A 12,178-nucleotide genomic window follows, 5' to 3' on the forward strand; every position below is an offset into this window, starting at 1 on the left:
TCGTCTCGTGGGCAAGAAAAAAGGGTGTCAGAGGGCTTTGTCGAGCAGGACCAGGAAGCGGTCGACTTCATCTTCGGTATTGAGCAAGCCGGGTGCGGTGCGCACCACCGGGCCGACGTCGCGGTTCACTGCGTCGCTGACCACACGGTTGCGCATCAGGTAGGCGGCCACCTTGTCACTGTCCTGGCCCTTGACCCGAAAGAAGCTGAAGCCGGCTGAGAGCTGCGGGTTGTACGGGGTGACCAGCTCGATGTTCGGTCGCGCTTGCAGGCGGTCCTTGAGGTAGGTGTTGAGGCTGTGGATACGCTGCTGAACCTGGGCCTTGCCCAGTTGCAGGTGCAGCTTGAAGGCCTCGTCCAGCGCCCAGCGGTGTTCATAGGCGTGATAGCCACCGGGGGAGAACGAGGTGGCGAAATCACTGTCTTCGGAGAAGGTCGGCACGCAGGGGGTGAGGGTGGTCACCTGCTCTGACGCGGCGCATACCAGGCCGGTGCCGCGTGGGCCGAACATCCATTTATGGGTGCCGGCGATAAAGAAATCGCAGTGCATGTCCGGGAAGGCCAGGTCTTCGACGCCAAAGCCATGCACGCCATCGACCACGTAGAGAATGCGGTCTTTTTCTTCGCGCCCCTGGTTATGGCGTTTGACCAGTTGGCCGATTTCGCCGATCGGCAGCTTCACGCCGCTGCCCGATTGCACCCAGGTCATACCCAGCACCCGAGTGTTGGGGCGGATATTGCGCTCGATGGCCGCCAGCACTTCATCGATCGACACTAGATTGGCGTTGGCGAACAGCTTGATCTTGCGCACCTGAGTGCCGTCGCGCCGGGTGCGGAACCCCAGGATGCTGTCGGTGGAAAAATGCTCGTGCTCGGTGGTGAGGATCTCCTGGTCGGGTCGTACATGGATACCGCCGTAGATCATCGCCAAGCCCTCGGTGGTGCTGCCGGTGAGGGCGATCTGGCCGGGTTTGGTTTGCAGGTAACGACCTGCCCATTCGCGCACCTGGCGTTCGCGTTTCCAGGGTTCCTGCAGGTCCCAGTCCATGGTCAGGCCGGGGTTGCGGTCAATGGCAGCGCGGTGCCGTTCGATGGCCTCGCGCACGGGCCTTGGGTGTGAGGTGATCAGGAAGTTGGAGAAGTGGATGTAGCTTGGGTCCTGGTCGAACAGGTGGCGCAGGCCCGTCCATTTGTCTGCGGGTGCCTGGATGGGGGCTGCCTGGGCCTCAAGGCCGGCCCCCAACGGCAGGCTGGCGGCGAGGATGCCGGCCTGCTTGAGAAAGGTACGGCGGTCGGTCATGGCGTCGGCTCGCTTGGCAAGACGCCAGGTTTGGCGGATTTTTGCGTCTGCTCCCACACCCGCAGGAAATTGCCGCCCCACAGCTTGGCGATATCGGCTTCGGAGTAACCGCGGGTGATCAGTTCGGCGGTCACGTTGCGTACTTCGCTGACATCGTTCCAGCCCTTGACGCCGCCGCCTTCGTTGAAGTCCGAGGCAATGCCGACGTGGTCGATGCCGATTTTGCGCACGGTGTAGTCGATGGCATCCCCCAGGTCCTTGAGGCTGGCCTTGGGTTCCTCTTCGAGAATGGCGTAGAGCTCGCTGGCGTATTCACCGAACTTCTGTTCTGGCCAGGCGGCGATGATCGGATCCCCCGGCATCAATGCCATCGCCAGGTTGGGCAGTGGCGGTAGGTCGAAACGCGCGCGCAGTGCGTTGAGCTTGTCCTGGATCGGCTGGCTCAACGGTCGCAGGTAACCGCCGAAGGCCACCACTTGCACCACGCCGCCGCTGTTTTTGATCAGTTGCAGTTCTTTGTCGCTGAGGTTGCGTGGGATATCCACCGATGCGCGGGGCGCAGAGTGGGAAGCGACCATGGGGGTGCGGCTAAGCTGGGCGACTTGCTCGAGGGCGGTGGTCGACATTTGCGATACGTCGATGATCACGCCCAGGTCGTTCAGGCGCTGTACGGCTTGCTTGCCGATATCCGAAAGGCCGCCGAGGGCGTCCGGTGAATCGTTGAAAAACGGCAGTGGGCGCGAAGAGTCCGACCAGCTGTTGTTGCCGATGTAGCTGAAGCCGAACATGCGCATGCCGCGTGCGGTCCACATGTCCAGCAGGTTCAGGTCGTTGCCCAGCGGGTAGGCGTTGAGCATGCTGATAAAAATCGCAAACTTGCCTTCGCCATGCAGGCGGCGAAAATCGGCGGGGGTATAGGCAATGCCGACCTGGTTGGGAAAGTCGCGGACCATACCGGCGATGATCTTGTAGCGCACCTCTTGCTGATGCCGGGCCTCGTCGACAAAGCCTGCGGTCGGTTTGTGGGGCGCGTTGGCGCCGTTCCACAGTTCGGGCCAGCCGAAAATCGTCAGCGCCGCCCCCGACAGGCGTCCGCGACTGGCCTTGGCCAGGTCGAACTGGCCGCTGCCGTCCTTGTCCGCTTCATGGCCTGCGGTGCCGAAGTCCAGGGGCACGGTGATATGGCTGTCGAACGAGATCAACCGATCTTGCAGTTCATTGGCTTGCTTGATCACTTCCAGCGGGTAGCCGGCATTGCCGCGAAACCAGTGATCCCAGGCAAAGCCTGCGCCGGCAGCAATGGCCAGGGCCAAGGGCAGGCCGATGTATAGAGCCTTTTTCGAACGTGGTTTTGTCATTGCCATCTCAGTCGGTTCGCCTTTGAGGTGCAGGCGCAAGGGGCCTTTGCTATCTGGGAAGAACGAGTGATGGGCAGGGAAATTTAAGCGCGCCAACGATCACCTGCAGGAGCCGGCTTGCCGGCGATAGCGGTGGGTCAGGCAGTGATGCATCGACAGGAAGACCGCCATCGCCGGGCAGCCGGCGCCTACAGTAAATTTGCCACCCGGCTAAACGTTCTAGCTTGGATAAAGCCTGCTCCAAGGCTGACACAGGTAGGAACATGACGATTTCTCGACGAGGGTTTATCGCAGGCCTGGCGCTGACCGGCGCCGCCGTACCTGCGGCCTTTTATGCCCATCGTGAGTTGACGCGTGAGGAATTCCCCATCACGCCCGAAGAGGCCACGGTGGACCTGGCGGACACCGCCGGCCAGCAATTGGCGGACAGCCTGCGGGGTGTCTGGAGCCTGCGCCTGGAAGGGGCTGATGCCGGGCTGCAAGGCTTGCCCCTCGACGGCCTGGAGCTGTTTCTTGATATTGCGCCGCGTGGCCGAGGCCTGCGTGGCTACCTGGATACGGCCGGGCAACTGCGCGCAGAGGGTGAGCCGCGCTATCAGGTGCTCGGCGACCTGGCGCCAGGCAATGCGGCGCTGCTGTACTGGCGCCTGATTGACCGCGACTCGCCAGACGGCAGGCCGGCCTATGAATTCAAGATGCGCCTGGACGAAGTCTGGGGCAGCTTCGGCAATGCCGGTAGCGGCACCCTTAGCGGGCAGATCCTCAGTCTCGACCGCCCGCTGGCGCTGCTGGAGCGGGACAACCGTTTTGTCGCTACCAAGCAGCTTTTTCCCGAAGCCCGCGAGCGTATCGGCCTGAACCCGACGCTGCTGGCGTGGTTGGTTGCGCCCGAGCACCGCCTGTTTCATCAGCTCTGGCACGCCTCGCGGGACCAGTGGCACAAGCTCCCTGAAGACAAGCGTAATGCCCTGCGCGGTATCGGCTGGCAGCCCGGGCCACGAGATAAAGAGCGCGACGCCCGTGGCCCGCGCAAGGACCGCAACGGTTCGGGGATCGACTTTTTCTTTATGCATCGGCACATGCTCGGTACTGCGCGCTCCATGCAGGACTTGCCGTCATGGCCACGTTTCCCTGGGCCGCAGCCGGCACTTGAGGCTGATCGCCGGGGTTTTGCGCGCTACTTCGACAATCACGATGGCTTTGCGCTGCCACCCACTTGGATGGCCAGCGGTGACGAGCAGTACACCCAGTGGGTCAGTGAGATCAAGGCGGCCGAGACTTATCACAGCAACTTCCAGGTGTGGGAGTCGCAATACCGTGACCCGCGTTACCTGGCCAAGTTGACTCTGGGTCAGTTCGGCTCGGAGCTTGAGTTGGGGTTGCACGATTGGTTGCACATGCGCTGGGCTTCGGTGCCGCGCGATCCTTCCAATGGTGCGCCCGTGCCATTTGCGCGAGATCCGGCGGACTTCGCGGCGCGTTGGTATGAGCCTGAGAATGACTTTTTGGGCGATCCGTTTTCCTCCCATGTGAACCCGGTGTTCTGGCATTTTCATGGTTGGATCGATGATCGGCTCGAGGACTGGTTTCGCGCCCATGAGCGCTTTCACCCGGGTGAACTGAGCCGCCTGGAGGTCAACGGTGTGCCTTGGTTTGCGCCGGGGCGCTGGGTCGAGGTGGGTGATCCGTGGCTGGGGCCGGACACCCATGGTTGCAGTACCACCCCGGGATTGCAGATGGGGCGCACTGTGGAAATGGATCCGGAAACCATGAAGCTGGCCTTGCGCATCACCTTTGGCGCTGATGATGACAAGTTAAAGGACTTGTTCCGCAAGGTGCCGAAACGGCCGTGGTATGCGCGGCATTTGAAGGTCAGGGAACGGATCATTTGACCGACGCGCCATCAAGCTGAATGCACACTAAACCATGTGGGAGCTGGCAAGCCAGTTCCCACATTAGATCTTCATCGTTGAAGGTCGGGTGCCTGCCAGCCTCCACCCAGCGCTTTGTACAGCGCCACACTGGCCTCCAGCCGCGCCTGGCGCAGTTGCACGTTCAGGTCCTGGGCGGCATACAGTGTGCGCTGGGTTTCCAGCACCGTCAGCAAGTCCTCCGCGCCGGCCTCATAACGGCTTTGGGCGATGCGGAAGGCGGTCTGTGCCTGGCTCAACTCCTCACGCTGCCACTGGCGTTGTTCGTCGAGCTGGCGAATGCTGCTCAGGGCCTTTTCCACATCGGCAAAGCCATTGATGATCGCCCTGCGATAGGTGTGCAGCAATTCATCCTGGCGTGCCGTCGCTCTGTCGCGTTCGGCGCCGAGGCGACCGTTGTTGAAGATTGGCGCGACCAGCCCGCCCGCGAGGTTATAGAACGGGTTGCGCAGCATATCGGCAGTGCGATTGGCGCCGGAGCTGAGGTTGGCGGTCAGGGTGACCGTGGGCAGCATGGCGGCGCGGGCGACGATGATGTCGGCCTGGGCCGCCGCCAGTTGTGCTTCGGCGCTGGCGATGTCCGGGCGGCGGGTGAGCAGGTCGCTGGGTACTCCGGCGGCAATGCTGGGCCAGCGCAGTTGGTCAAAGGATTGATCGGTAAATGGCAGGGTCTGTACCGGTTGGCCGAGCAGGGCGGCCAGGCTGATCCGGGCGGCTTCGGTGCGTTGACGGACTTCTGGCAGCTGCCGTTGTTGCGCGGCGACCAGGCTCTTTTGCTGCGCAAGTTCCAGCTGGGTGGCAGAGCCGGCATCATGGCGGGTCTGCACCAGTTTGAGGACGCTTTGCGCATTGGCCAGGTTCAGTTCGGCGATACGCTGTTGTTCATGCAGTGCCAGCAGTTGGGTGTAGGTCGTGGCCACGCCGCTGAGCAGGGTCAACTCCACCGTGGCGCGCTCGAATTCGCTGGTGCGCACGGCCAGTTCCGCGCTGTCGCGTGCAGCACGCTTGCCGCCCCAGAAGTCGATTTCGTAGGTGGCGGTGAGGTTTGTACTGAAGTAGTCCCCCGCGTCTTTGTTGCTGTTGCTCTGCGGTGGGTTGTTGCCCGTGCCACGCAGCTGTTTCTGCCGGCTGGCGTTGAGCCCGCCGGTGAGCGCGGGCAGCAAGGGCGCGCCGGCGACCACCGCGCTGGCCTGGGCCTGGCGTACCCGGGCCATGGCGCTGGCCAGGTCGTAACTGCCAGCGCGGGCCTGTTCGATCAATTGGTCGAGTTGTGGACTGGCAAATGCCGTCCACCATTGCTGGTTGACGTGCTGGGCCTGGGCCTTGCTCGCCGTGTCCCACGCGGGCGGTGGCTGCAAACCGCTCTCCGGGCGCGGCGCCGGGCTGCTGCACGCGGCCAGCAGCAGGCTGGCGGCAACGAGGGTCAAGTGCGCTTTCATAGGGCGATCATTCACTGGTAAGGGCCGTGACCGGGTCGAGCCGGGCTGCTTTGCGGGCCGGCATAAAGCCGAAGATGACGCCGGTGACCAGCGCGCAGGCGAAGGCGCCAAGGGCGGCTGGCAGCGAAAAGGCGACGGCCACGCTGCTGAGGATCAGCGCGCCGCCGACCAGCAGGGCCAGGCCGATCCCCGCCACCCCGCCGACCACCGTGAGCATCACCGCTTCGGTGAGGAACTGGCGCAGGATGTCCCGCTGCCGGGCGCCGGTGGCCATGCGGATGCCGATTTCCCGGGTGCGTTCGCGCACGGTCATCAGCATGATATTCATCACGCCAATGCCGCCCACCAGCAGCGAGATGGCGGCAATCGAGCCGAGCATCAGCGACAGGGTGTTCTGGGTGCGGGCCTCGGCCTGGATCATCGCGGCGTTGTTGGTCAGTTCGAAATCCCGCTTGCCGTTGTGCAGGCGCAGCAGCAGTTGGTCGATGGCTTTTTCCGCTTCATGTACCTTGCGTGCGTCGGCGGCGGCAATCACTACATATTCGGGGTTGTAGGTGCCAAACAGGCGGATACTCGCGGCGGAGTAGGGGATGGCGATACGGTCGTCGCTGTCCTTGTCGCCGGAGCTGGCGCCTTTTTCGGCGAGGACGCCGATCACCTGGAACGGCACGTTTTCGATGAGGATGTATTGGCCGATGGGGCTCGGCAGGTCCTTGAACAGCTTGTCGCGCACCCGTTTGCCAATCACCGCGACGGTGGCGGCGCTGCGTTCGTCGGCTTCGGTGAAGTAGCTGCCCTCGACGACCGGCCAGTTGAAGATCGCCGGGAAGTTGGTGTCGTTGCCGCCGACATAGGCCATGTGGTCGACATTGCCGAAGCGCACCCCGGCTTCCGCGCCGTTGACCGGCATGATGCGCTTGACCTGGGGCAGGGCAGCCATGGCGCTGACGTCGTTCATGGTGATAATGCCGGGCGGCGTCCGCGGGTTGGGCGCCGAGCCACTGACATAGAGGATATTGGAGCCGAAGGCGCCCATCTGCGCCATGACCTGGCGCTTGCTGCCTTCGCCCACGGCGAGCATCACCACCACCGAGGCCACGCCAATAATGATGCCCAGCAGGGTCAGGGCTGTGCGGAAGCGGTTGATCCACATGACTCGCCAGGCTGCTTGTACCGCGTCCAGCAGTTCGCCTTTCCACGCACCATTGTGCTCGGCGCCATCGGCCAGGCGTTGGCGCAGGTCCACGGCTTGCAAGGCCTTGGGGTTGGCGTCGGCGTTAGCGTGGGAGTGGGGGTTGGGGGTGTCGCTGATGATCAGGCCGTCGCGGATCTCGATGATGCGCTTGGCCCTGGCCGCCACTTCGCGGTCGTGGGTGATCAGGATCACCACGTGCCCCTGGCTGGCCAGTTCGTCGAGCAGGGTCATGACCTCGGCGCCGCTATGGCTGTCGAGGGCGCCGGTGGGTTCGTCGGCGAGGATGATATGCCCGCCGTTCATCAAGGCTCGGGCAATCGACACCCGTTGTTGCTGGCCTCCGGACAACTGGTGCGGGCGGTTGCCGGTGCGCCCGGCCAGGCCCAGGCGGGTGAGCAGGGCGGCGGCGCGGGCATGGCGTTCGGCGGCCGGCGTGCCGGCATAGATCGCCGGCATCTCGACGTTTTCCTGGGCCGAGCCGGACGGGATCAGGTGGTAGCCCTGGAACACAAAACCAAAGGCTTCGCGGCGCAGCCAGGCCAGTTCGTCGGTGTCCAGTTGTGCGACGTTTTCCCCGGCGAACAGGTATTGGCCGACGGTGGGGCGGTCGAGGCAGCCGAGGATATTCATCAAGGTCGACTTGCCTGAGCCGGAGGCCCCGACAATCGCCACGAATTCCCCGGCATGGATCGACAGGTCGATCCCGCGCAATACGTCGACCTGGGGCGTATCACCGCCACCGTAGGATTTGCGGATATCCCGAAGTTCGATCAGCGGCGTCAACATTCAGCCTCCGCTGCTTTCGGCGGGGCCGATCAGCAGGTGATCGCCTTCGTTGAGGCCATCGAGGATCTGGATGCGCAGGCGGTCGCTGATCCCCACCCGTACTTCACGGTCTTCGATGCTACCGTCCTTGGCCACCACTCGCGCCAGTTGCGTGTCGGGCCGGGTGCTGCCTTGCAGGGCCGCGACGGGTGCAGTCAGCGCATCGCTGACGCGGCTGGCGACGAAAAACACCTGGGCGGTCATTTCCGCCATCAGTGCGTTATCGGCGTTATCCACATCCAGCAGCACGGTGTACAGCACCACCCGGCCGCTGCCGCTTTTGCTCGAGCTGCTGGGGCTGCCGCCGCCCTGGCTGGTTTCGTTGAGGGGCTTGGGCGGCACCGGCAGGATCTGGCGCACAGTGCTGGTCCAGCGCCGGTTGCCACCGCTCAGGGTGGTGAAATACGCCTGCATGCCCGGTTTGACATGGCCGATATCGGCTTCCGAAACTTCCGCCCAGACGGTCATGGGTGACAGGTTGGCGATGCGCAAAATCAGCGGCGTCTGCTGCTGGCTGTTGAGGGTCTGGCCTTCACGGGCATCCACGGCGACTACCGTGCCGGAAATCGGTGCATAGATGCGCGTGTAGCCCAGCTCGGCCTGATCAACCCGCAGCGTGGCCTGGGCCTGGCTGATCTGCGCCTTGAACATGTTGATGCGCGCCTGGGTGGCGTCCAGTTCGGCCTGGGCGGTCTGCACGTCTTCATCGCGGGTCGCGCCACCGGCGGCCAGGCGTTGCTGGCGCTGGTATTTCTGCTGTGCCAGGCGGTTTTGCGCGTGCTGCTCCTGCAGTTGCGCCTGCAGATTGGCGATGGAGTAACGGGTGGCGTCGAGCTTGGCCTGTTGGGTGGCCGGATCGATCTCTACCAGCAGGTCGCCTTGCTTGACCTGGGCGCCGGCTTCAACGTGAATCTTGCGGATCTGCCCGGACGCCTGCGCGCCGACATCCACGTAGCGCCGTGGTTGCAGGGTGCCGAGGGCGGTCACACTGCTTTCGATATCGCCCCGGCGCACTTCCAGGGTGGCGAACTGATCGCGGCCGGGCGGGATCAGTTGCCAGGCGGCGAAGGCGACCACGGGGATCAGGCAAAGTGCTGCCAGCAGCGCGCGCCGGGTGTGTCGAGGACGGTTCATGCACGGGTTCCAGCCAGGAAAGTTCGGACCGCTGCTCAAACGCCCTTGAGGGCAGAGACAGAAGCGGGAAGCTGTCAGGTAAACGAGGTATTTGCCCTGAAATTTAAGTGCTTACATACGGCGTTACAGCTGGGCGAAACGCCAGTATTCGAGCGCGTTTACCAGTCTGTTTAAAGCCACATGAGAATAATTCTAAGTTAGATGACTTCAAACTGCCATTACTGCATTGCCACAGCCGTCGCCGCCACGCCTGCCCGGACGAATCCTGCACCGGGCTTAAATTTTTTTTCATTGTCCTCGTTTCCTATCAACACATGGCCTGTTGTTCAGCAGGTCGCCCAGGCTTTCCGCCCCACTGCCACGGGGCTTATCCAGAGGACACTGGAATGACACAGGCAATTGCATCGCCCGCGGTTCACGACCTGATCGGTATTGGTTTCGGTCCTTCGAACCTGGCGCTGGCCATCGCCCTGCAAGAGCGCGAGAAAGCCCAGGGCAAGCTCGATGTGCTGTTTCTCGACAAGCAGGCCGACTACCGCTGGCACGGCAATACCCTGGTGAGCCAGAGCGAACTGCAGATTTCCTTCCTCAAGGACCTGGTGACCCTGCGCAACCCCACCAGCCCTTATTCCTTCGTCAACTACCTCAAGGTCCATGGGCGTCTGGTGGACTTCATCAACCTGGGCACGTTCTACCCGTGCCGCATGGAGTACAACGACTACCTGCGCTGGGTCGCCGGGCAATTTACCGCGCAGAGCCGCTATGGCGAGGAAGTGCTGGCCATCGAGCCGATCCTGCATCAGCAGCAGGTCGAGGCGCTGCGGGTGATCTCCCGTGATGCCCAGGGCGAGCAACTGGTACGCACCGCGCGCTCGGTGGTGGTCAGCGCCGGTGGTACGCCACGGATTCCCGAGGCGTTCAAGGCGCTCAAGGACGATGGGCGGGTGTTCCACCATTCCCAGTACCTGGCGCGCATGGCCCAGCAGCCGTGTGTCGAGGGCAAGCCGATGCGCATTGCAATCATCGGTGGCGGGCAGAGCGCGGCCGAGGCGTTTATTGATCTGAATGACAGCTTCCCCTCGGTGCAGGTGGATATCATCCTGCGCGGTTCGGCCCTCAAGCCTGCCGACGACAGCCCGTTCGTCAATGAAGTGTTCTCCCCGGAGTTCACCGACCTGGTGTTCCAGCAGCCCAGCAGCGAGCGCGAGCGCCTGGTCAACGAGTACCACAACACCAACTATTCGGTGGTGGACCTGGACCTGATCGAGCGCATCTACGGGATTTTCTACCGCCAGAAAGTCTCCGGCATCGCCCGTCACGCCTTCCGCACCCTGACCACCGTGGAAAAAGCCAGCGCCGGGCCCCTGGGCATCGAGTTGCTGGTGCGCCATAACGCCACCGGTGAGACGGTGCTCAATCACTACGATGCGGTGGTCCTGGCCACCGGCTATGAGCGCCAGATGCATCGCCAGTTGCTGGCGCCGCTCGAGGCCTATATGGGTGACTTTGAAGTGAACCGCGACTACCGCGTGGTCACCGACGAGCGTTGCAAGGCGGGTATCTACATGCAGGGCTTCAGCCAGGCCAGCCATGGTTTGAGCGATACCTTGCTGTCGATCCTGCCGATTCGCGCCGACGAGATTGCCGCGTCGCTGCATGAACATGATCGCAGCCGCGGCCAGGACCGTTCGGTGCGTGACGTGCTGCTGGCCACCGCGAGCTGATACCGGCTGCCGGTCGCTCCCGCGCCTGCGGGGGCGACCCTGGCTGAACCCTTGCTGAAGAACCCGCCGATTCGCCGCGCTGTCACTTTCCTCCTGCAGACTGCAGGCGTAAGCTGCGCCGGTTTTCAACCATAGCGCAGACCTTCGTGAACAGACTTTCGAGTGACAGTTGTCGACCAGGCTTGGCCAGCTGACGCGCATCCCCATGCCGTTGCCTCGCCGAGCAAGCGAGAAGCGGCCTTTCGGTAGCGAACCGTCCTGGTTCCTGCCTGATCCCCCTTTTTTCGACGCTGATTCTGCGGGCAATCAAAGGGAGATTTACCATGCAAGCCCTCAACAATATCAATCTGGATTCCTTGATCGACACCGTGGTCAGCCTCAGTGCGGCCTTTATCCTGGGTGGGCTGATCGGCTTTGAGCGTCAGTTCCGCCAGCGCACGGCGGGGCTGCGCACCAATGTGCTGGTGGCGGTGGGGGCGGCGATCTTTGTCGACATGGCCAACCGCCTGGCCGGGGCCGAAGGGGCCGTGCGGGTAGTGGCGTATGTAGTGTCCGGGATTGGCTTTCTCGGCGCCGGGGTGATCATGCGCGAGGAGGGCAACGTACGCGGGCTCAATACCGCCGCGACGCTGTGGACTTCTGCCGCCGTGGGCGCCTGCGCCGGTGCCGACCTGATCCTCGAGGCGTTCCTGGGCACCTGTTTTGTGCTGGCGGCCAACACCTTGCTGCGTCCGATCGTCAACAACATCAACCGCCAGCCCCTGGACGTGGTGTCGGCGGAGGTCACCAACATCCTCTACGTGATTGCGCGGCGCGCCCAGCAGCAGGCGGTAATGGCTTTGCTGGAGTCGGAACTGGCGCGCTGTAACTACCCGGCCAGCGATGTCGATGTGCGGCCCTTTGGCAGTGAGGAAGTGGAGATCGAGGCCACCCTGGCGGCCAACTCGGTCGATGGTGACGAACTGGATGCCCTGGTGGCGCGGATCTCCCAGTCGACCCTGGTGGTGCAAGCCTTCTGGAGTCCCAGCACCACTGATTGACAATCCCTCTCTGTTCGGCTGGAAAAGCTGCCCCCCGTCATGGGGGGCGGTTTTTTTCGGTGATTTTGACTACGCTTTAGTGAGGATTAGTCCTACATATGCGCCGGATTTTCCCTTCGGGCGAAACATCATTCCGTTGTTAATGTTGAGCCGTTGCACCTAACCAAATTCCGTTGAAACGTTCTGTGTAGACAGTACCGCTGGTCGGAACTGGTACTTCTCACAGGTACAGG

At 63.1% G+C, this 12,178-nt stretch carries 8 protein-coding genes; 3 read left to right on the forward strand and 5 right to left on the reverse strand.

The annotated features are described in order from the left end of the window. Window positions 1–27: 27 nt before the first annotated feature. A complete protein-coding gene (locus tag HBR93_RS20320) occupies window positions 28–1,299 on the reverse strand; it encodes an aminotransferase class V-fold PLP-dependent enzyme (protein ID WP_169960939.1) in 1,272 nt (423 codons plus the stop codon). Continuing rightward, entirely contained in the window at window positions 1,296–2,657 is a 1,362-nt protein-coding gene (gene pvdM / locus HBR93_RS20325; protein ID WP_115127934.1) for a pyoverdine-tailoring dipeptidase-like protein PvdM, read from the reverse strand. Before pvdM ends, HBR93_RS20320 begins: the two co-directional genes overlap by 4 nt. A 263-nt stretch (window positions 2,658–2,920) precedes the next feature. Here pvdM and HBR93_RS20330 point away from each other — a divergent pair, with 263 nt between their 5' ends. Further along, on the forward strand, window positions 2,921–4,549 hold the full coding sequence (locus HBR93_RS20330; RefSeq protein WP_115127935.1) for a PvdJ/PvdD/PvdP-like protein: 1,629 nt from the start codon (window positions 2,921–2,923) through the stop codon (window positions 4,547–4,549). Between the two features lie 71 nt (window positions 4,550–4,620). Here the strand turns inward: HBR93_RS20330 and HBR93_RS20335 are convergent, their stop codons facing one another. From HBR93_RS20335 to HBR93_RS20345, 3 genes are read right to left on the reverse strand one after another with little or no spacing between them, the layout of a single operon-like run. Next, window positions 4,621–6,027: an efflux transporter outer membrane subunit gene (locus HBR93_RS20335; protein ID WP_169960940.1), complete on the reverse strand. Its 1,407-nt coding sequence runs from the start codon at window positions 6,025–6,027 to the stop codon at window positions 4,621–4,623. A 7-nt stretch (window positions 6,028–6,034) separates the two neighbouring features. Then, entirely contained in the window at window positions 6,035–8,008 is a 1,974-nt protein-coding gene (locus tag HBR93_RS20340) for a MacB family efflux pump subunit (RefSeq protein WP_115127937.1), read from the reverse strand. Continuing rightward, entirely contained in the window at window positions 8,009–9,181 is a 1,173-nt protein-coding gene (locus tag HBR93_RS20345) for an efflux RND transporter periplasmic adaptor subunit (RefSeq protein WP_057959179.1), read from the reverse strand. A 386-nt stretch (window positions 9,182–9,567) separates the two neighbouring features. Between HBR93_RS20345 and HBR93_RS20350 the strand changes: the two genes are divergently transcribed. Both HBR93_RS20350 and HBR93_RS20355 read left to right on the forward strand, forming a co-directional pair. Continuing rightward, complete coding sequence (locus HBR93_RS20350; protein WP_057439138.1) at window positions 9,568–10,905, forward strand: SidA/IucD/PvdA family monooxygenase; 1,338 nt, start codon at window positions 9,568–9,570, stop codon at window positions 10,903–10,905. Window positions 10,906–11,228: 323 nt separating this feature from the next. Continuing rightward, window positions 11,229–11,945 (forward strand): MgtC/SapB family protein, encoded by a 717-nt coding sequence (locus tag HBR93_RS20355; protein WP_057444753.1) that lies wholly within the window; start codon window positions 11,229–11,231, stop codon window positions 11,943–11,945. Window positions 11,946–12,178: the final 233 nt, after the last annotated feature.

The sequence above is a fragment of the Pseudomonas sp. WS 5411 genome (assembly GCF_012985595.1).
Classification (GTDB): Bacteria; Pseudomonadota; Gammaproteobacteria; order Pseudomonadales; family Pseudomonadaceae; genus Aquipseudomonas; species Aquipseudomonas shahriarae.

Bases quoted from the DNA above. Each gene is read 5' to 3' on its own strand.
- HBR93_RS20320 (WP_169960939.1), bottom strand. From the start codon at position 1,299: ATGACCGACCGCCGTACCTTTCTCAAGCAGGCCGGCATCCTCGCCGCC.
- pvdM (WP_115127934.1), bottom strand. From the start codon at position 2,657: ATGACAAAACCACGTTCGAAAAAGGCTCTATACATCGGCCTGCCCTTG.
- HBR93_RS20330 (WP_115127935.1), top strand. From the start codon at position 2,921: ATGACGATTTCTCGACGAGGGTTTATCGCAGGCCTGGCGCTGACCGGC.
- HBR93_RS20335 (WP_169960940.1), bottom strand. From the start codon at position 6,027: ATGAAAGCGCACTTGACCCTCGTTGCCGCCAGCCTGCTGCTGGCCGCG.
- HBR93_RS20340 (WP_115127937.1), bottom strand. From the start codon at position 8,008: ATGTTGACGCCGCTGATCGAACTTCGGGATATCCGCAAATCCTACGGT.
- HBR93_RS20345 (WP_057959179.1), bottom strand. From the start codon at position 9,181: ATGAACCGTCCTCGACACACCCGGCGCGCGCTGCTGGCAGCACTTTGC.
- HBR93_RS20350 (WP_057439138.1), top strand. From the start codon at position 9,568: ATGACACAGGCAATTGCATCGCCCGCGGTTCACGACCTGATCGGTATT.
- HBR93_RS20355 (WP_057444753.1), top strand. From the start codon at position 11,229: ATGCAAGCCCTCAACAATATCAATCTGGATTCCTTGATCGACACCGTG.